This window comes from Streptomyces mesophilus, assembly GCF_040300965.1.
GTDB lineage: Bacteria > Actinomycetota > Actinomycetes > Streptomycetales > Streptomycetaceae > Streptomyces > Streptomyces mesophilus_A.
This window is the reverse complement of sequence record NZ_JBEPEW010000026.1, coordinates 56,739-75,586: the sequence shown is the minus strand read 5'-3', so window position 1 is coordinate 75,586 and position 18,848 is coordinate 56,739. Positions and strand designations below refer to the sequence as shown.

16 protein-coding genes and 1 pseudogene are annotated in these 18,848 nt (G+C 73.0%); 7 read left to right on the top strand and 10 right to left on the bottom strand.

The genetic code is table 11. The features are described from left to right. Positions 1 to 346, bottom strand: a pseudogene (locus ABT367_RS12850) (hypothetical protein); the annotation flags it as partial. Between the two features lie 161 nt (positions 347 to 507). Continuing rightward, the gene (locus ABT367_RS12845; protein ID WP_352252502.1) at positions 508 to 1,485 is read right to left on the bottom strand and encodes an ArsR/SmtB family transcription factor; all 978 of its coding nucleotides are present in this window, start codon (positions 1,483 to 1,485) and stop codon (positions 508 to 510) included. Between the two features lie 119 nt (positions 1,486 to 1,604). Here ABT367_RS12845 and ABT367_RS12840 point away from each other — a divergent pair, with 119 nt between their 5' ends. Next, positions 1,605 to 2,504, top strand: coding sequence for an oxidoreductase (locus ABT367_RS12840; RefSeq protein WP_352252489.1), 900 nt, complete (start codon positions 1,605 to 1,607; stop codon positions 2,502 to 2,504). Positions 2,505 to 2,603: 99 nt separating this feature from the next. Next, positions 2,604 to 5,024 (top strand): helicase C-terminal domain-containing protein, encoded by a 2,421-nt coding sequence (locus tag ABT367_RS12835; RefSeq protein ID WP_352252487.1) that lies wholly within the window; start codon positions 2,604 to 2,606, stop codon positions 5,022 to 5,024. A 73-nt stretch (positions 5,025 to 5,097) separates the two neighbouring features. On the opposite strand, the gene ABT367_RS12830 is transcribed toward ABT367_RS12835, so the two are convergent. Genes ABT367_RS12830 through ABT367_RS12820 form a run of 3 tightly spaced genes read right to left on the bottom strand, consistent with a single transcriptional unit; the run spans position 5,098 to position 8,034 of the window. Next, positions 5,098 to 5,889 (bottom strand): ABC transporter ATP-binding protein, encoded by a 792-nt coding sequence (locus tag ABT367_RS12830; protein WP_352252485.1) that lies wholly within the window; start codon positions 5,887 to 5,889, stop codon positions 5,098 to 5,100. A 37-nt stretch (positions 5,890 to 5,926) separates the two neighbouring features. Continuing rightward, positions 5,927 to 6,967, bottom strand: a complete 1,041-nt coding sequence (locus tag ABT367_RS12825) for a FecCD family ABC transporter permease (RefSeq protein WP_352252500.1) — start codon at positions 6,965 to 6,967, stop codon at positions 5,927 to 5,929. 35 nt (positions 6,968 to 7,002) lie between these two features. Beyond that, on the bottom strand, positions 7,003 to 8,034 hold the full coding sequence (locus ABT367_RS12820; protein WP_352252483.1) for a FecCD family ABC transporter permease: 1,032 nt from the start codon (positions 8,032 to 8,034) through the stop codon (positions 7,003 to 7,005). Between the two features lie 154 nt (positions 8,035 to 8,188). On the opposite strand from ABT367_RS12820, the gene ABT367_RS12815 reads away from it, so the two are divergent. Next, entirely contained in the window at positions 8,189 to 8,836 is a 648-nt protein-coding gene (locus ABT367_RS12815; RefSeq protein WP_352252481.1) for an HAD family hydrolase, read from the top strand. Here the strand turns inward: ABT367_RS12815 and ABT367_RS12810 are convergent. After that, positions 8,812 to 9,051: a hypothetical protein gene (locus ABT367_RS12810; protein ID WP_165336323.1), complete on the bottom strand. Its 240-nt coding sequence runs from the start codon at positions 9,049 to 9,051 to the stop codon at positions 8,812 to 8,814. The two genes, ABT367_RS12815 and ABT367_RS12810, sit on opposite strands and share 25 nt — an antisense overlap. Before the next feature lie 169 nt (positions 9,052 to 9,220). On the opposite strand from ABT367_RS12810, the gene ABT367_RS12805 reads away from it, so the two are divergent. Next, positions 9,221 to 9,604, top strand: coding sequence for a cold-shock protein (locus ABT367_RS12805; protein WP_052579279.1), 384 nt, complete (start codon positions 9,221 to 9,223; stop codon positions 9,602 to 9,604). Positions 9,605 to 9,617: 13 nt separating this feature from the next. On the opposite strand, the gene ABT367_RS12800 is transcribed toward ABT367_RS12805, so the two are convergent. The 4 genes from ABT367_RS12800 to ABT367_RS12785 all read right to left on the bottom strand — a co-directional run bounded on the left by ABT367_RS12800 (position 9,618) and on the right by ABT367_RS12785 (position 13,087). Beyond that, positions 9,618 to 10,487: a 1,4-dihydroxy-6-naphthoate synthase gene (locus ABT367_RS12800; protein WP_352252479.1), complete on the bottom strand. Its 870-nt coding sequence runs from the start codon at positions 10,485 to 10,487 to the stop codon at positions 9,618 to 9,620. Beyond that, the gene (locus ABT367_RS12795) at positions 10,480 to 11,130 is read right to left on the bottom strand and encodes a futalosine hydrolase (protein ID WP_352252499.1); all 651 of its coding nucleotides are present in this window, start codon (positions 11,128 to 11,130) and stop codon (positions 10,480 to 10,482) included. Before ABT367_RS12795 ends, ABT367_RS12800 begins: the two co-directional genes overlap by 8 nt. A gap of 25 nt (positions 11,131 to 11,155) precedes the next feature. Continuing rightward, positions 11,156 to 11,644, bottom strand: coding sequence for a hypothetical protein (locus tag ABT367_RS12790; RefSeq protein WP_165335369.1), 489 nt, complete (start codon positions 11,642 to 11,644; stop codon positions 11,156 to 11,158). Between the two features lie 81 nt (positions 11,645 to 11,725). Further along, positions 11,726 to 13,087, bottom strand: coding sequence for an MFS transporter (locus ABT367_RS12785; RefSeq protein WP_434975455.1), 1,362 nt, complete (start codon positions 13,085 to 13,087; stop codon positions 11,726 to 11,728). 390 nt (positions 13,088 to 13,477) lie between these two features. On the opposite strand from ABT367_RS12785, the gene ABT367_RS12780 reads away from it, so the two are divergent. From ABT367_RS12780 to ABT367_RS12770, 3 genes are all read left to right on the top strand, one after another. Further along, positions 13,478 to 14,425, top strand: a complete 948-nt coding sequence (locus tag ABT367_RS12780; protein ID WP_352252477.1) for a DUF3027 domain-containing protein — start codon at positions 13,478 to 13,480, stop codon at positions 14,423 to 14,425. Between the two features lie 116 nt (positions 14,426 to 14,541). Further along, positions 14,542 to 17,724, top strand: a complete 3,183-nt coding sequence (locus tag ABT367_RS12775; protein WP_352252475.1) for a sacsin N-terminal ATP-binding-like domain-containing protein — start codon at positions 14,542 to 14,544, stop codon at positions 17,722 to 17,724. A 150-nt stretch (positions 17,725 to 17,874) separates the two neighbouring features. Continuing rightward, positions 17,875 to 18,798 (top strand): hypothetical protein, encoded by a 924-nt coding sequence (locus tag ABT367_RS12770; RefSeq protein WP_352252473.1) that lies wholly within the window; start codon positions 17,875 to 17,877, stop codon positions 18,796 to 18,798. Positions 18,799 to 18,848: the final 50 nt, after the last annotated feature.

Below are 18,848 nucleotides of genomic sequence, written 5' to 3'. Positions count from 1 at the left end.
CGGACTCGTCGGGCGCCGGGGACGAGCCGCCGGCCGGTGCCGTCCGCCCGCCGAAGCGCCGTATACGCGTCCGCTGGCTCGGCATCTCCACGTCCGGCGGCAGGTCGAGACCCTCGCCGGCCGCCGCCTTGTCCACCAGATCCTCGGGCGCGCCGATCCGGTCGAGCATCCGGCGCACCGACGCGGGGGACTCGCCGCCGATGGCCCGGCCCCGCCGCTTCTCGATCTCCGCGCGCAACTCGGTGACCAGGCGCATCCGGGCGTTGGAGGACAGCTGTCGCTGCTGGGCCAGGTCGCCGACCCGGCTCAGATAGTCGAAGACGAGCTGATCGCTCTCGATCGCCACCGAACACCCCTGTCGCCACTCCCCGGAACCACCGCGCCCGGGACCCGCCACCTTCCGGAACCGGGCCCTCCACGTAGGGCCAAGTCCCCTCCGGATCAGCCCTCTTGCGGCAATCCGGAGCTTCGACGGTACCGCGCGGTCCGGGCGGAAGCGGCCAAGTGTCAGGCGGACGCGGCATTCAGAACGGTCTCGGCCGCGGCGGTGCGCGCGTAGAGGACGGAGCGCCCCGCACGGTGCGCGCTGACCAGGCCGGCGTCGCGCAGGGCGGTGAGGCACTGGGAGACCCCGGCCGGAGACAGTCCGGTGCGCAGGGCCAGCTGTGTCGTGGAGGCCGGAGCCTCCAACTCGGTCAGGAGCAGGGCCCGTGAGCGGCCGAACACCGCGGCGAGGGCATCCGCCCGGGTGGCGCGCCGCGCCTGCCACAGCGTGCCGGCGCCGCGCGCCGGATAGGAGATCTGCGGCGGGTCGGGCCGCGTGACGCGGGTGCGCAGCCTGGGTCCGGTGAACACCGAAGGGATCAACAGCAGCCCGTTGCCCGCCGACTCGCGGGTCAGCGGCTGCTTGCTGCCGGCGAGCCGCAGCTCTCCGGGGCTCCAAGTCAGCGAAGGGTGCAGGTCGTTGAAGAGACGGCGCGCGCCGTGCTCGGCGACCGTACGGGCCCGGTGGAAGACGTCGGCTTCGAGTACGGCCCGGACCCTCGCCCAGTACGGGGCCAACGCCAGCTCCCAGTACGCCTCGAGCTCGTCCGTGACCTTCGCAAGGCGGGCCGGAGGATCGGCGTACAGCAGGCGCAGCCGGGGGCCGAGACCGCCCTGGTGACGGGCCAGATGGTCCAGGTCCTCGCGTACCCGGCCGGCGGACGAGGCCCGTATCGCCGCCCACTCCGTCTCCGGGGCGGGGGAGGGCCCGGCGGGGGCGGGGTTGAGGAAGTCGGGGACGTAACCGGTGGGCGGGATCAGCTCGCCGAGCCAGCCGCGATGCAGCCCGGCCGCCTCCAGGCGCGGCCGCACCTGTTCGACCCAGGAGCGGTGCGGCGGATGTACCGCGCCGGAGCGCAGCAGCCGGAAGCCGGGCGTCACCTCCCACATCGGCGAGACGGCGAACCGCACCTGCGCCAGATCGCTCGCCGAGAACGCCAGCTCTGCCAAGACGACCGCCCCGCCCCCGGATGGTTCTCGAAGATCCCGATAGTTCCCGATCGATTCAGGGATACGTGAATCAATGGCGGGCCAGCCTACCGGGCGGACACCATCGCGCCATGACCTCACCGATGATCGACGCCGCGGCAGCGGGTACCTGGAAGCTCGGCGACCTCACGGTCAACCGGATCGGCTTCGGCACGATGCGCCTGCCCCAGACCGGCGGGGCGTTCGCACCAGGCGCGGCCCCGCGTGACCGCGACCAGGCGCTCGCCGTGCTGCGCCGCGCGGTGGAGCTCGGCGTGAACCACCTGGACACCGCCGCGTTCTACTTCTCCGCCCTGCGCAGCGCCAACGAGTTGATCAACCGGGCGCTCGCCCCCTACCCCGACGACCTCGTCATCGCCACCAAGGTCGGCCCCGGCCGCGACCCCTCCGGCCGGTGGCTGCCGCACGCCACGCCCGAGCAGCTGCGCGGACAGGTCGAGGAGAACCTGCGCCAGCTCGGCCGCGACCACCTCGATGTGGTGAACCTCCGTATCGTCGGCACGGACTCGATCGCCGAACGCTTCGGCGCACTCGCCGAGTTGCGCGAGGCCGGCCTCATCCGGCACCTGGGCCTGTCCAACATCCACCGCCACCAGCTCGCGGAGGCCCAGGCCATCGCGCCCGTGGTCTGCGTCCAGAACATGTACGGCATCGGCGCCTCACCACAGGAGAAGGAGCTGGTGGATCTCTGCGGTGAACAGGGCATCGCCTTCGTGCCGTTCTACTCGATCGCCGGCACCGCCCGCGAGTCCGGAGCGAGCGCCGGCGACAGCGCCGAGGTGCACGCCGTCGCCCGCGCCCGGCAGGCGAGCGCGGCACAGATCCGGCTGGCGTGGACGCTTCACCAAGGCGCCCACGTCCTCGCCATCCCCGGCACCGGCGATCCGGACCACCTCGCCGAGAACGTGGCCGCCGGCTCCCTGCGGTTGTCCGAGGAGGAACTCGCCGCGCTGGACTCCGTGGGCCGGTGAGGGCCCCTGGCCGGTCACCGGCGCCGGCGGGGATTGTTCACCGGGCCTCAGGGCGGCGAGCACGGCCGGAGCCACCCCGTACCCACTACCGTGGGTCGGATGAGTACCGAGAGCACGGCCGGAGCCACCCCGCGGACCCTGGCCGAAGAGCTGAGGCAGCGCGACGACGCGTCGCTCGGCGCCTTGCTGCGGGCGCGCGCCGATCTGCTCAATCCGGTGCCCAACGACCTGACCCAGCTCGCGACCAGGGCCGGCACCCGTGCCTCGGTGGTCCGGGCCCTCGAGCGGCTCGACACCTTCGCGCTGCAGACCGCCGAAGCGCTGGCGGTCGCCCCGGACCCTGCCACGTACGACCAGCTCAAGGCGCTGCTCACGGGGGACGGCGAGCATCGCGCGGACATCGAGAGCGCGCTGCCCACAGCCCTGGGGACCCTGCGCGAACAGGCCGTCGTATGGGGCGGCGACGACCGTCTCCGCCTGGTGCGCACGGCGCGTGAGCTGCTCGCGCCGAGCCCCGGCCATCCCTCGCCGACCGGCCTCGGTCCGACCGTCGGCGAGACGACGGCGGGGATGTCGCCGGGCCGGGTGCAGCAGCTGCTCACGGCGGCGGGCCTGCCGGCGACCCACGATCCGGTGTCGGCGGTCACTTCTCTGACGGATCTCTTCCGCGACCGTACGAGGATGAGCGCGCTGCTCGACGAGGCTCCCATGGAGGCCCTCGAAGTCCTCGGCCGGCTGACGTGGGGGCCGCCGTACGGGCAGGTCACCGCACAGCCCGCGGCCCATGTGCGCTGGCTGCTCGACCGCGGACTGCTGCTGCCCACCGCGCCCGGCACGGTCGTGCTGCCGCGCGAGGCGGCGCTGCATCTGCGCGGCGGGCGCGCCCATCGCGAGCCGAGGCCGCTGCCGCCGGCGGTCGAGGCGGCATCGACGCACAGCGGGCGGGTGGTCGACGCGACGGCCGCCGGGCAGGCGTACACGGCGCTCGCGACCGTCGAGGAACTGCTCAAGGACTGGGACGAGGGCGGCCCGACGGTGCTGCGGGCCGGCGGCCTGAGCGTGCGCGACCTCAAGCGCACCGCGGTCGCCCTGGATGTCTCCGAACCGGTCGCGGCGTTCTGGGTCGAACTCGCCTACGCGGCGGGCCTGGTGGCCTCCGACGGCGCGGCCGACGAACGGTACGCGGCGACCCCCGCGTACGACGAATGGCTGGAGCGGCCCGCCGCCGAGCGCTGGAGCGTGCTGGCATCGGCCTGGCTGGTGGCGACCCGTACCGCGGGTGTGGCGGGCTCGCGGGACTCCAAGGACCGGGTGCTCTCCGTCCTCGGTCCGCACCTGGACCGCTCGGCCGCCCCCGAGGTGCGCCGCCGGGTCCTCGACCTGCTCGCCGCGCTGCCGGAGGGCGGGGCGCCGACGCAGGCGGCCGTCCTGGAACGGCTGCGCTGGGAGCGCCCGTTGCGGGGCGCCGCGGGTCAGGACGATCTGCGTTCGCGGCTGGCCCAATGGACGCTCACGGAGGCCGAGTTGCTGGGCGTCACGGGGCGTGGCGCGCTCTCCTCGCACGGCCGTGCGCTGCTCGCCGAGGACGCCTCCCTCGTCCAGGCGGGGCTCACACCACTGCTGCCCGACCCGCTCGACCACGTACTGCTCCAGGCCGACCTCACGGCCGTGGCCCCCGGCCCGCTCGAGCGCCCGCTCGCCGACATGCTCAACGTCCTCGCGGACGTGGAGTCCAAGGGCGGTGCGACGGTCTACCGGTTCACGGCCGGTTCGGTCCGCCGTGCGCTCGACGCGGGCAAGTCCGCCTCGGACCTCCAGGCCTTCCTCACGGCCCACAGCCGTACGCCGGTGCCGCAGCCGCTGTCGTATCTGATCGACGATGTGGCCCGTAAGCACGGTCACTTGAGGATCGGCGCCGCCTCCGCCTACGTCCGCTGCGACGACGAGTCCGTACTCGGCGAGATCCTCGCCGACAAACGCTCCCAGGGCCTCAGACTCCGCCGCCTCGCCCCGACGGTCCTCGCCGCGCAGGCCGACCCGGGCACGCTGCTCGAAGGCCTGCGCTCGATGGGCTTCGCACCGGCCGCCGAATCGGCCGACGGCGACGTCCTGATCACCCGCGCCCACTCCCACCGCACCCCGCCCCGCACGGCACCCGAACCGGTACCGGACGGCCCGCCGTCCCCGGACGCCACGCTGCTGGGCGCGGCGGTCCGGGCGATCCGCGCGGGAGACCTCGCCTCGACGACCCCCCGCAAGCCGGCCCCGGCCGCGGCGGACAACGGTCAACTCCCGCGTACGACCGCGGCGGAGACGCTCGCCACGATGCAGGCGGCGGTGATGACGGGCGACGCGCTGTGGATCGGTTACGTGAACGCGGAGGGCGCCGCGAGCCAGCGCGTGATCGCACCGGTCCGCGTCGAGGGCGGCTTCGTGACGGGCTACGACCACACGGCGGACGAGGTCCGCACGTATCCGCTGCACCGCATCACCGGGGTGGCGGAGCTGGCGGAGGACTGAGCCCCAGCCCTACGCCGCCTTCCGTGAGGCTGAACCTGGCCCTACGCCGCCTTCCGTGAGGCTGAGCCCGGCCCTACGCCGCCTTCCAGGGCGCCCCCGGCACCACCAGCGGTGACCCCGTCACCGGGTCCGGGACGACCACGCAGTCCAGGCCGAAGACCTCCCGTACGAGCGGGGCCGTGACGACCTCCGACGGAGGTCCGGCGGCGACCACGCGGCCCGCCTTCATGGCCACCAGGTGGTCGGCGTAGCGCGCGGCCTGGTTGAGGTCGTGCAGGACGACCACGACCGTGCGGCCCTTGTCATGGTTCAACTGGCGGACCAGATCCAGGACTTCCACCTGGTGGGAGATGTCCAGATACGTGGTCGGCTCGTCGAGGAGCAGCAGTTCCGTCTCCTGGGCGAGCGCCATCGCGATCCACACCCGCTGGCGCTGGCCGCCGGAGAGCTCGTCCACGGAGCGTTCCGCGAGGTCGGCGACGTCGGTGCGGGCCATCGCCTCCGACACGGCCCGCTCGTCCTCGTCGGACCACTGCTGCCACCAGTGCTGATGCGGCTGGCGGCCGCGTGAGACCAGATCGGCGACCGTGATCGCCTCGGGAGCGACCGGCGTCTGCGGAAGCAGGCCGATCTGCTGGGCGATGCGCTTGGTGGGCAGCTTCGCCAGCTCCGCGCCGTCCAGGAGCACCGAGCCCGACTTGGGCTTCAGGAGCCGCCCGAGGGCCCGCAGCGTCGTCGACTTGCCGCAGGCGTTCGGTCCGACGATCACCGTGACCTCGCCGTCGGGGACCGCGAGGTCGAGCTCCTCGACGACCGTGCGGTCCTCGTAGGCGAGCGTGAGCGCCTGGGTGCTGAGCCGGCTCACGAGGTTCCTCCACGGGCGTTCAGGGCGATCAGGGTGATCACGACGTTCCTCCGACGGTGCGGCTGCGGACGATCAGCCAGATCAGGTACGGGGCGCCGACCGCGGCGGTCAGTACGCCCACGGGCAGTTCGGTCGGCGAGAAGAGCCGGCGCGCGAGCAGATCCGCGAGGACCACGATCACCGCGCCCGTCAACGCGCTGCTCAGCAGCGGGATCTGCGCGGTACGGGTCATCCGGCGGGCGATCTGCGGAGCGAGCAGCGCCACGAAGTCCACCGGCCCGGCGGCGCCCGTCGCCACGGCCGCGAGCACCACACCGAGCGCGACCAGACCGAGCCGTACGCGCCCGAGCCGCACCCCCAGAGCGGTCGCGGTGTCGTCGTCGAGCGACACCGTGCGCTGGGCCCGCGCGGCCCACGCGAGCGCCGGGACGAGCACCAGCAGGATCGGTGCGAGCACCTCGGCCTCGGGCCAGCCGCGGCCGTTGAGGGAGCCCGTCATCCAGATCTGCGCCTGCTGGGCGACGAGATAGTCGCCCTTCGTCATGAAGAGCGTGGTGATCGAGCGCAGCGCGATCGCGAAGCCGATGCCGATCAGGACGAAGCGTGTCGCGTGCAACCCGCCCCGCCACGCGAAGAGATAGACGAGCGCGGCGGCGAGCAGCCCACCGGCCACCGACAGATACGGCAGCACGCCGTACGAGGTGACGCCGAGCGTCATCGAGGCCACCGTGAGCGCGCTCGCGCCCTGGCTGATGCCGATCACGTCGGGGCTCGCGAGCGGATTGCGGGCCACGGTCTGGATCAGCGCGCCCGCGACACCGAAGGCCAGGCCCACGAGCAGACCCACGACCAGGCGCGGCAACCGCAGCTCCTCGACGACCAGTTCATCCGGCGAGGACTGCCCGAGCAGCACCTTCACCACCTCGGCCGGAGAGACGAAGGACTCGCCGACACAGAGGTACGCGACACAGCACGCGGCCAGGAGCACGAGCAGCACCGACGCGACGGCCACCGCACGCCGGTGCACCAGGAAGCGGGCCGGTCCGGCCCGCAGGACGCCGTAACCAGCGGGCCGCATGGAAGGCGAGGCCGGCACACGGTCCATGACCTCACTCACGCCGCCACCGTCTTCCGCCGCACGAGCGCCACCAGGAACGGCACCCCGATCAACGCGGTCATCACACCCGCCGGCACCTCCGACGGCGGGAAGACCACCCGCCCGATCACATCCGACACGAGCAGCATCACGGGCCCGATCAGCGCCGCCATCGGCAGCACCCAGCGGTGGTCCGAGCCCACGACCGCCCGGGCGATATGCGGCACCGCGAGCCCGATGAACGCGATCGGCCCGGCCGCCGCGACCCCGACCCCGGTCAGCACGGTCGCCCCGACCCCGCCCACGATCCGTACCGTCGCGACCCGCTGCCCGAGCCCCTTGGCGACGTCCTCGCCGAGCGCGAGCGCGTCCAGACCGCGGGCCACCGAGAAGACGAGCACCACCCCGACGAGCAGGAACGGCCACACCTGGCCGACCACATCGGACCCGCGCCCGGCGATCGACCCGACCTGCCAGAACCGGAACTCGTCGAGCGCCGACGCCTTGGTGGTGAGCACCGCCATCGTCACCGACACGAGCAGCGCGTTGATCGCCGCACCCCCGAGCGCGAGCTTCACCGGCGTCGCACCACCGCGCCCGCTGGACGCGATCGCGTACACGGCGACCGAGGCGATCCCCGCGCCCGCGAACGCGAACCAGACGTATCCGGTGAGCGTGTGGATCCCCGCGTACGCGATGGCGATCACCACCGCGACCGAGGCGCCCTGGCTGATCCCGAGGATCCCGGGGTCGGCGATCGGATTGCGCGTGATGCCCTGAAGCGCGGTCCCGGCCAGGGCGAGCGCGGCGCCGACCATCAGGCCGATCATCGTGCGCGGCACCCGCAACTCCCGTACGACCTCGGCGGCGTCGCTGTGCCCGCCGTTGAAGAGGGCGTCGAGGACGGCGGAGGGGGCGATGGCCCGGGCGCCGACGGCGAGCGAGAGCAGGACGGCGAGGAGCAGCGCGACGAGCGCCGCCCCGGTCAGGGCGAGACGTCTGACCGCGAACGTGCGGTGCGCCGTGGAGGCGGGGGCGGCGGTCGGCATCGGACCCTTTTCTGCGGTACGGGCGTGATGCCGCGTGATCGTCGGAGCTCAGGTTCCCCTAAGTCTAGGACGCCGCCCCACCCGTCACCCCGGCCCGTCCTGCTGCCCCCACCCGTCACCCCGGCCGTCCCGGCCGTCCGGCAACAATGGCCGCATGACCTCGAACATGCGCCTTGAGAACCCTTCGCCGCTGACCGTCGGCTTCGACCTCGACATGACCCTGATCGACTCACGGCCCGGGATCAAGGCCTGCTACGAGGCGCTCTCCGCCGAGACGGGCGTGCCCATCGACGCCGATCTCGCGGTCACCCGGCTCGGTCCGCCGCTCGACCAGGAGCTCGCGCACTGGTTCCCGGCGAACGAGATCCCCGCGGTCGCCGATCGCTACCGTGAGATGTACCCCACATACGCCATCGCCCCGACCCCCGCGATGCCGGGCGCCCGTGAGGCCGTCGCCGCGGTCCGCGCCGCGGGCGGCCGCGCGATCGTCGTCACGGCCAAGCACGAGCCCAACGCCAAGCTCCACCTCGAGCACCTCGGCATCGAACCGGACGCGGTGATCGGCTGGCTCTGGGCGGAGGCCAAGGCCGAGGCGCTCGAGGAGTACGGCGCCTCGGTGTACGTGGGCGACCACCTGGGCGACGTCCGGGGCGCGCGCACGGCGGGCGCGCTCTCGGTGGTCGTGCCGACCGGCCCCTGCTCGGCGGAGGAGCTGCGCGCGGAGGGCGCCGACGTGGTACTGCCCGACCTGACCGCGTTCCCGGCCTGGCTGGCGTCCTACTCGGCGACCGCGCGCGCCTGACGGCGCTGCACCGCGATCGATTTCAGGACACCCGCACCGGCGATCGCGAACCCCACACCCATCAGCATGCAGACGGCATACGCGACCGGCGGGAACGGATCCGTACCCAGGAACAAAGGGGCGACTGTGGCCAAAGTGGCCACCGTCCCGATGAGGAAGACGATGGCACCGATGCGTACGAGCCGGTCGCCGGGCCCGGAAGGTGTGTTGCTCACCCGACCAGGGTAGTTCCCTGCGGACAGGGGCCGTCGGGTGCTGCGTAAAGCAGGGTTGTCAGGCGCGCGGTTGCCCATAGTCTTGGTGTCGGCGGGTCACACGGCCCGCCGCAGTGCTATCCGGATCCGTTTCATGCGGGCGAGAGTAAGAGGACGAGGGCGGACAGGCATGCCTACCGGCAAGGTCAAGTGGTTCAACAGCGAGAAGGGCTTCGGCTTCCTCTCCCGCGATGACGGCGGCGACGTCTTCGTTCACTCTTCCGTGCTGCCTGCCGGAGTCGACGCCCTGAAGCCCGGCCAGCGCGTGGAGTTCGGCGTGGTCGCCGGACAGCGCGGAGACCAGGCCCTTTCCGTGACCCTGCTCGACCCGACCCCGTCGGTCGCCGCGGCCACCCGCCGCAAGCCCGATGAGCTGGCGTCGATCGTGCAGGACCTGACGACGCTGCTCGAGAACGTCACGCAGCAGCTGGAGCGCGGCCGTTACCCCGACAAGGCGCACGGCGCGAAGATCGCCGGGATGCTGCGGGCGGTGGCGGACCAGCTGGACGTCTGAGACGTACGACGGGCTAGACGAGACTCAGCGCATCGCGGCCGAGGGGCGGAACGAGCCCCTCGGCCGCGGCGCGTGTGAGCAGTCCGCGGATCGCCGCGTGCCCGTCCTCGCCGAGGTCCGCGGTGAACTCGTTGACGTAGAGCCCGATGTGCTGATCGGCGACCGCCGGATCCATCTCCTGCGCGTGCTCCAGTACGTACGCGCGTGAGGCCTCCGGATCGTCCCAGGCCATCCGGACCGACGAACGGGCCGCGTCCGCGAGCGACTTGAGCGTCTCCTCGCCCAGCGAGCGCTTCACGATGATCGCGCCGAGCGGGATCGGCAGCCCGGTGGTCTGCTCCCAGTGCACGCCCATGTCGGCCAGGCAGTGCAGGCCGTAGTTCTGATACGTGAAGCGCGCCTCGTGGATGACGAGGCCGGCGTCGACCCGGCCGTCGCGAACGGCGGGCATGATCTCGTGGAACGGCAGCACGACGATCTCGCCGACACCGCCGTCCTTCAGGGTGTCCGCGGCCCACAGCCGGAACAGCAGATACGCGGTCGACTTCTCGCTCGGCACGGCGACCGTCCTGCCGGTGAGGTCGACACCCGGCTCCCGCGTGAGCACCAGCGGCCCGCAGCCACGCCCCAGCGCACCGCCGCACGGCAGCAGCGCGTACTCGTCGAGCACGTACGGCAGTACGGCGTACGAGACCTTGAGGATGTCGAACTCGCCGCGCTCGGCCATGCCGTTGGTGATGTCGATGTCCGCGAACGTGACGTCGAGCTCCGGGGCGCCGGGGACCATGCCGTGGGCCCAGGCGTGGAAGACGAAGGTGTCGTTCGGGCAGGGGGAGTAGGCGATCTTCAGCGGCTCGGAGGCCTGCTGCGGCTGCTCAGTCATGTGGGTTCCAACTCTCCAGTACCGGCGCCGACTTCCCGAATCCCTCGGTCAGTGCCTTCAGCGCGTCCCCGATCCGCCAGGCGGAACGGTCGCGCGGGCCCACGGGGTTGGAGACGGCGCGTATCTCCACGACCGGGATGCCCTGCGCCACGGCGGCCTCGGCGACCCCGAAACCCTCCATCGCCTCGATCAGCGCCCCGGGGTGGCGCGCGGCCAGCTCCTCGGCACGGGCCGCGGACCCGGTGACCGTCGAGACGGTGAGCACGGTCCCGGTACGTGCGCCGGTGACGGCCGCGAGCTCCCGTACGAGGGAGGCGGGCGGCTCGTGGCGGACCGTGCCGAAGCCGAGCTCGGTGACGGGCACGAAGCCTTCGGCGGTCTCGGCGCCCAGGTCGGCGGCGACGATCGCGTCGGAGACGGCAAGCGCACCGACCGGTGCGACGGCCGGGAAGCCGCCGCCGATCCCGGCCGAGACCACAAGCCCGTAGGGCCGTCCGCCGAGTGCGGCGGCGGTCAGCTCACGGGCCGTGGCGGCAGCGGCGGCCGCGGGGCCGACGCCCGCGGCGATCACGTCGAGTCCGGGCGCGCCGGCGGCGACGGCTTCCGCCTCCGCCGGCACCGCGGTCACGACCAGGACGCGCATCGCCGTCTGCTTCACGGTCAGGCTCTTACGCGTCGGCGTTCTCGAGCTTGAAGTTCCAGACGCCCTTGACGTCCTTGCCCTGCTCGTCCTGCTCGACGACGCTCACGTAGAGGGTCTTCGGCGCGGGCTGACCCTGCTGCGGGGCGAACAGGTCGATGCCCTCGAAGGAGAAGTACGTCTTCTTGTACGGGTTCGTGGCCTGCTGGCCGTTGATCCACAGCGCCCAGCCCGTCTCGGCGACCTTGGGGTCGACGCCCACGCGCAGCGTCTCGCCCGTGCTGACCTTGATGGTCTTGTCGGACTTCTTGAGGGCGCAGGCCGCGGCTTCCTTCATGCCGAGGCTCTTGCTGTGCTCGTAGCAGGTCGCGTCGGTCGACACCGAGTCGCTGCCGAAGGTGACGGTCGCGACGGGGCTCGGCTTCTCGCACGCGGAGAGCACGAGCAGGCCGGCCGAAACAGCGCCAAGGGTGGCCGCGACGCGGCGGCTCTTGGCGGAGAAGCGCAGGGAGGTCATGGCCGAAGGCTATCGGGCACCTCGGTGCGTACGGCCAGGTGGGTACGGCGTGGCGATCCTCACGCCACCCGGTGCGCGGCCTCACGCCACCCGTGAGTGGGCGGACCCGTGGCGGGCGGCGCCGAGGAGCCCCCGTACCGTCAGAAGCCAGGCCGCGCCGACGATCGCCGCCGCCACCGCGAAGCCGAGCACCCCGTGCAGCGGCAGGACGATCCCGATCGCGCCGCCCACCACCCAGGCCATCTGGAGCAGGGTCTCGGAGCGGGCGAAGGCCGAGTTGCGCACCTGCTCCGGGACATCGCGCTGGATCATCGCGTCGAGCGCGAGCTTGGCGAGCGCCTGGGCCGCACCCGCGACCGCGCCGAGCGCGGCGACCAGCGGGGCACCGAAGAACACGGCCGCGGTGATCGCGACGCCCGTGGCCGCGGCCACCATCGTCACGATGATGAGCTCCGGCGCCCGGCCGCGCAGCGCGGCACCGACCGCCGTGCCCAGGGCGTTCCCGACGCCGGCCGCGACCGCGACCATGCCGAGCGAGACGGCGGCGCTCTGCCCCGGGAAGGGGTCCTCGCGCAGCAGGAACGCGAGGAAGAAGATCAGGAACCCGGACAGACAGCGCAGCCCCGCATTGGCCGCGAGCCCGTGCGTGACCCCCGCCCCGACCGTCCGCAGGCCCGGCTTCTTGCCGTGCTCGCGGTGCAGATGGGACTCATCGGCGGCGAGCAGCGCCTTGTCCTCGCCCTTCGAGGAGTCGACCTTGTGCGGCAGCGTGAAGGAGAGGAACGTCCCGACGACGAAGAGGGAGAAGGCGGCGTACAGCGGAAAGCGCGGCCCGAGCTGATGCAGCCCGGCGCCGAGGGGCGCCGCGAGCCCGGTCGCGAGCAGACCGCCGAGGGTCACCCGCGAGTTCGCCTTCACCAGCGAGAACCGGGGCGGAAGCAGCCGGGGCACCACGGCACTTCTGACCACGCCGTACGCCTTGGACGCCACGAGCACGCCGAGCGCCGCCGGATACAGCTGCAGACTTCCCGTCACCACCGCGCCCGCCAGCATCAGCGAGAGCAGCGCCCGGGCCAGCATCGCGGCGGCCATCGCGGCGCGGCGGCCGTGCGGGAGGCGGTCCAGGAGCGGGCCGATCACCGGGGCAAGCAGGGTGAACGGGGCCATCGTGATGGCGAGGTAGAGCGCGACGCGCCCGCGTGCCTCGTCCGTCGGCACGGAGAAGAAGACCGTGGAGGCCAGGGCGACGGTGACCAGCATGTCGCCGGCGCTGTTCACGGCGTGCAGTTCGATCAGCTTGCCGAGCCCTGACTCGCCCGCGCCGTGCGCACTGGTGACCTTGCGGATCCCGCGTCCCGTTTTCGAGAAGGGCGCGCTCAGGACGCGGCCCGCGGCCCGGCCCGCCCTGCGCACCGCATCGCCCGACACACGTGAGCCCGAGATGGTCACCACGTCATAGTGCCCCAACGCGCCCGGCCCTCACCCCGCCCTGCGGGAAAGCCATGGCCGCTTCGTACGGGCGGTGATGGGCCTGACGCACCGTCCGTCCGACACGTGTCGGACGAGCCGTCCCGTACGCATCGGACGGCCCTTCGCCGACCCGGCTGCCGATGCCATGTGGGCCTCGGCGTCCGGAGGGGGTAGCGTGCGTAGCGCGCCTGCGGCGGTTGGTCTTGGCCGCGCGCCTCTTCGCGATCCCGCAGAATGGGTTGCGTAGGTGCGCCCGAGAGTGACCGGGCGCGGACGTCGACGCGGCCCTTCGGTCCGCTCCGTCCGCCCCGTCGCCGGGCTGTGGCGCACCCGAGGACAAGGCGTAGGAGAGAAGCGATACCTGTGAGCGCAGCGACAACGCGAAGCCGCACCCCCGACCGCCTGTGTGCCGAGGCCGTCGACCTCGCGAGGGAGGCCGCCGAGGAGGCCGCCTACCCCGGAGTCGTCGGAGAGCATGTCTCCGCCGTCGCCGAAGGCGACCGGGTGGTCACCCACTTCTTCGAATGCAAGGAACCGGGCTACCGGGGCTGGCGCTGGGCGGTGACGGTCGCCCGCGCCTCCCGCGCGAAGTTCGTCACCCTCAGCGAAACGGTGCTGCTTCCCGGCACGGACGCCCTCCTCGCGCCCGAGTGGGTGCCGTGGAGCGAGCGGCTTCGGCCCGGCGACATGGGCCCGGGCGATCTGCTCCCGACCGAGGCCGACGATCTGCGCCTGGAGCCCGGGTTCACCGGCGAGGACACACCGCCGCCGAACTCGGTGGTCTCCGAGGAGATGGCCGAGCGGGTCTCGGGCGAGCTGGCGGACCTGGTCGAGGCGGAGGACGCCGAGGTCACCGACGGACCGCCGTCCTCGCTGCCGGCCGCGCCGCTGCGCGGGTCGATCGTGTCCGTGGCAGAGGAGCTGGGCATGCGCCGTGCGCGCGTGCTCTCCCGGTACGGACTGCACGTGGCGGCCGACCGCTGGGAGGACTCCTTCGGCGCGAAGACCCCGATGGCGCAGGCGGCCCCGGCCTCCTGCGTGTCCTGCGGCTTCCTGGTCCGGCTCGGCGGCTCGCTCGGGCAGGCGTTCGGCGTCTGCGCCAACGAGTTCGGTCCCGCCGACGGGCACGTCGTCTCCCTGTCGTACGGGTGCGGCGGGCACTCGGAGGCGGCCGTCATGCCCAAGCCGCCGGTGCCCTCGCAGCCGGTGGTCGACGAGTTCCAGGTGGATCCGATGCCGCTGCGTCCCGCCGCGGATTCGGGGTCCGTTTCGGTGGGCGCCGGAGCCGCGGAGGATCTCGGCCACTCGTAGGTCCGGGGAGTCAGGGGCGCGGTTCCCGTTTCGGAAGGGGCAGGGCGGGGAGAAGAGCCCGTCCGTAGGCGGTACCGTCACCGAGCCCAGCCGCACCCCGGACGAAAGGCCCCACCGTGACGAGCAAGCCCGTGCAGCCCGCACAAGAAGGGCAGGACCCCTTCGGCACCGCGAGGCTGCGCAGAGGAGTGCTCGACGCCTGGTCCGCCTCGGCCGCCCGGTTCCGTGAGGACGCCAACGCCGAAGAGGACCTCGCCCTCGGCGGCTACCGCGACCGCCTCATCGTGGAGCTGGCCCAGAACGCCGCCGACGCCGCCGCCCGCCAGGGCAGGCAGGGCCGGCTGCGGCTGACGCTCAAGGACGGCGTGCTCGCCGCCGCCAACACCGGCGCACCCCTCGACACCGCCGGTGTCGAATCCCTCAGCACCCTGCGCGCGAGCGCCAAGCGCGAGGCCACCCCCGAGGGAGCCGCAGCCGCGGTGGGCCGCTTCGGTGTCGGGTTCGCCGCCGTGCTCGCCGTATCCGACGAGCCCGCCGTGCTCGGACGCATGGGCGGCGTGCGCTGGTCGCTCGCCGAGGCCCGGACCCTCGCACAGGAGACGGCGGCCGGGCACCCGGAACTGGCCGACGAGTTGCGGCGCCGCGAGGGCCATGTGCCCCTGCTGCGCCTGCCTCTTCCGGCCGAGGGCGAGGCCCCCGGGCCATACGACACCGTCGTCGTGCTGCCGCTGCGCGACGGCGCCGCGACCGCGCTCGCCCAGCAGCTGCTCGACGCCGTGGACGCCTCCCTGCTGCTCACGCTCTCCGGTCTCGCCGAGGTCGTGATCGAGACCGCCGCGGGCGTACGGACGATCACCCGCCATCCGGAGGACGGCGGCCTGACCCGGATCGACGACACCCGCGACGGCACCACCCGCTGGCGCACCACCGCACAGCACGGTCCCACCGACGCCGCGCTCCTCGAGGACCGGCCCGTCGAGGAGCGGCTGCGCCCCCACTGGTCCGTGACCTGGGCCGTCCCGGTCGACTCCGACGGCGCGCCCGAACGCCCGCGCACCGCCCCGGTCGTGCACGCGCCGACCCCGAGCGACGAACCGCTCGGCGTACCGGCCCTGCTCATCGCCTCCTTCCCGCTCGACACGACCCGCCGGCACGTCGCCCCGGGACCGCTCACCGACTTCCTCGTGGGCCGCGCGGCCGCCGCGTACGCCGAACTGCTCGGAGCGTGGCGTCCGGTGTCGGCCGGTCTGATCGACCTCGTGCCGGGACCGCTGGGCAAGGGCGAGCTGGACGGCGCACTGCGCGGCGCGATCCTCAAGCTGCTTCCGCGCACTGCCTTCCTGCCGCCCGCGCTCACGGGCGGCTCCTACGGCACTGACGGCAGCGACGGCTCCTACGGCACTGACGGCAGCGACAGCGACGAACTCCCCGTTGCCCTGCGCCCGTTCGAGGCCGAGGTCGTCGAGGGCGCAGGCGCCGAGACGGTACGGGTGCTCGCCGAGGTACTGCCGACGTTGCTGCCCGCGGGCCTGGAGCGCCGCGCCGAACTGCGCACCCTCGGCGTCGCCCGCGTGCCGCTGCAGGACGCCATCGACCGGCTCGCCGGTCTGGAGCGCGAGGCCGGCTGGTGGTGGCGGCTTTACGAGTCCCTGGCCGGCGTGGACCCGGACCGGCTGACCGGACTCCCCGTGCCGCTCGCCGACGGGCGCACCACCATCGGACCCCGCCAGGTCCTGCTCCCCTCCGCCGAAACCCCCTCCGACGCCTCCCAGTTGGCGCGCCTGGGACTCAAGGTCACCCACCCCGACGCCGCGCACGCGCTCCTGGAGAAGCTGGGCGCGCTGCCCGCGACACCGCGTGCCGTGCTGCGCACACCGCAGGTCAGGGCCGCGGTCGCGGGCTCGCTCGACGGCGGGCTCGGGGACATGTGGGACGAAGACGCTCTGGGCGCGGACGAGTTGGCGGACATCGTGCTCGGGCTCGCCCGCGACGCCGCCCTCGCGCCCGGCGACGAGCCCTGGCTGGGCGCGCTCGCGCTCCCCGACGACGAGGGTGAGCTCGCCCCCGCCGGTGAACTCGTCCTGCCCGGCAGCCCCTTCGCCTCCGTGATCCGCCCCGGCGAACTGGGCGAGGTCGACGCCGACCTGGCCGAGCGCTGGGGCGAGCAGCCGCTGACCGCCTGCGGCGTGCTCGCGAACTTCGCGCTCGTACGGGCGGCGGATGTCGTCCTCGACCCCGATGAACTGGAGCCGCGCGAGGGCGACTTCGCCGAGCCCGACGACGCCGGACTGCTCGACGCGGTGGACGTGTGGTGCGAGGACCTCCTCGACGCACTGCCCGAAACCCCCGTGCCGCCGGTGGCCACGGAGCTCGTCGCCGTACGGGACCTCGACCTCGTCGACGACGAACGCTGGCCCCAGGCGCTCGCCCTGCTCGCCCAGCCGCCGCTGCGGGACGCGCTCACCCAGCGGGTGCGCATCCTGCTGCCCGACGGGACCACGGAGACGGTCCGCCCGTACACGGCCTGGTGGCTGCGCGGCCACCCCGTGCTCGACGGGCGCCGCCCGGCCGGTCTGCGCGCGGCCGGCGGCGATCCCCTCCTTGCCGGCCTCTACGAGGAGGCGGACGCGAGCGGCTTCGAGGACGAACAGGTCCTGCGCGCCCTCGGCGTACGGACCTCCGTCGCCTCGCTGCTCGACGAGCCGGGCGGCGCGGCGGAACTGCTCGACCGCCTGGCCGACCTGTCACTTCCCGTCGGATCGGCTCAACTCCACGCGCTGTACGGCGCGTTGGCGCTGCTCGACCCGGAGCAGGTCACCCTCCCCGACGAGCTGCGGGCGGTGGTGGACGGCGAGGTGAGGGTCGTGGACGCGGCGGACGCGCTGGTCGCGGACGCCCCCGACCTCCTGCCGTTCGCGGAGGACCGCCCGCTGCTCCCGGTCGCGCCCGCGCGGGCCGCGGATCTGGCGGAGCTGTTCCAGGTACGGCGCCTCAGCTCGGCGCTCACCGGCACGGTCACGGGGGAGGGCGCGACCCACGAGGTCCCTGATTCCGTCCGTACCCTGCTCGGCCCGTCCACCCCGGCCACGTACCGCGAATACGAGGAACTCCTGGTCGACGGCCTCGAGGTCGACTGGCACCGGGCCGCCGACGGCACGGTGCACGCGGCGACCCTGGAGGGGGTGGCGGCGGGCCTCGCCTGGGCGGCGGGCCAGTGGCCCCGGCGCTTCGAGGTGGCGGCGCTCCTGGAGGACCCGTCGCGCACGGAGGAGCTGGCGCGGGACCGGTGGTTCGACTAGCGGCATCTCCTGTCGCACGCGACACGTACACAACTTCTGTACAACCTTTCCCCACGGTCGGATGTCTGATCTCCGAGTCAACGGACTCGGAGATCGATTTGGGCTCCGCTGCAGGTCAGCGAGCCCATCTGTACATGTGGGGGAACCACTATGCGTAAGCGCGCCACTGCGGCCGCCTTGACCGGCGCCCTGGCCCTTTCCGCCTTCCTCGTACCGGCCGCGGCCCAGGCGGAGGGCGACTCCACCCGCTCCGCCGTGGAGCAGGTGCGCGAAGCGCGCCACGCCCAGGGCTCCAAGGCCTCGCTGCGGGCTGCCGCCGACGGCCTGCCGTACGACCTCGGCATCACCTTCTCCGGCGTGAAGATCAACAACGGCAAGCCGATCGTCGCCGGCATCAGCAACAAGGTCAGCGTCCCGGTCACCTACACGATGACCCACGCCGCCGGCCTCGATGTCACCAAGGACGACTTCGTCTCCGCCCTCGACATCTACCGGGGGACGTACGACAACCCCGAGAACGTCCTCACGGGCGATGACTGGGGAGTCTGCACGGCCAAGTCCGCCACGGTCGCGGCCTGCACGGCCCGGATCGACATCCTCCCGGCCGTCGAGCTGTGGAACGCCGACGCCACCGGCTGGAAGGCCGTTGTCTACGCCGTCGACTTCAACGGCCAGGACCCCGCGGACCCGGACTTCGACCAGAGCCAGGTCGGTGTGTCCGAGAAGGACCAGGTCGCCACCACCAAGCTCCAGCGCTTCTCCAAGCTCACCGTCAACGCGTCGCCCGAGCCGGTGCGCAAGGGCAGGACGATCACCGTCACCGGTGATCTGACCCGCGCCAACTGGGACACGGGCGCGTACGCGGGCTACAGCAGCCAGCCCGTGCAGCTCCAGTTCCGCAAGAAGACCAGCTCCACGTACACCACCGTGAAGACGGTCAAGTCCTCCGCCACGTCCCGCAAGCTGAGCACCACCGTCACGGCCTCCGTGGACGGCTACTGGCGCTGGAACTTCGCGGGTACGTCGACCACCCCGGCCGTCAAGACCGCGGGTGACTTCGTCGACGTGCGCTGACACCTCCTGCCGTACAGCCGGCTGTGCGCGGCAAAGAGCCCGGCCCCTCA

Coding starts and splice junctions, on each gene's coding strand:
- ABT367_RS12770 (WP_352252473.1), top strand. CDS start 17,875: ATGCGTAAGCGCGCCACTGCGGCCGCCTTGACCGGCGCCCTGGCCCTT.
- ABT367_RS12820 (WP_352252483.1), bottom strand. CDS start 8,034: ATGCCGACCGCCGCCCCCGCCTCCACGGCGCACCGCACGTTCGCGGTC.
- ABT367_RS12825 (WP_352252500.1), bottom strand. CDS start 6,967: ATGCGGCCCGCTGGTTACGGCGTCCTGCGGGCCGGACCGGCCCGCTTC.
- ABT367_RS12800 (WP_352252479.1), bottom strand. CDS start 10,487: ATGACTGAGCAGCCGCAGCAGGCCTCCGAGCCGCTGAAGATCGCCTAC.
- ABT367_RS12805 (WP_052579279.1), top strand. CDS start 9,221: ATGCCTACCGGCAAGGTCAAGTGGTTCAACAGCGAGAAGGGCTTCGGC.
- ABT367_RS12815 (WP_352252481.1), top strand. CDS start 8,189: ATGACCTCGAACATGCGCCTTGAGAACCCTTCGCCGCTGACCGTCGGC.
- ABT367_RS12790 (WP_165335369.1), bottom strand. CDS start 11,644: ATGACCTCCCTGCGCTTCTCCGCCAAGAGCCGCCGCGTCGCGGCCACC.
- ABT367_RS12840 (WP_352252489.1), top strand. CDS start 1,605: ATGACCTCACCGATGATCGACGCCGCGGCAGCGGGTACCTGGAAGCTC.
- ABT367_RS12795 (WP_352252499.1), bottom strand. CDS start 11,130: ATGCGCGTCCTGGTCGTGACCGCGGTGCCGGCGGAGGCGGAAGCCGTC.
- ABT367_RS12835 (WP_352252487.1), top strand. CDS start 2,604: ATGAGTACCGAGAGCACGGCCGGAGCCACCCCGCGGACCCTGGCCGAA.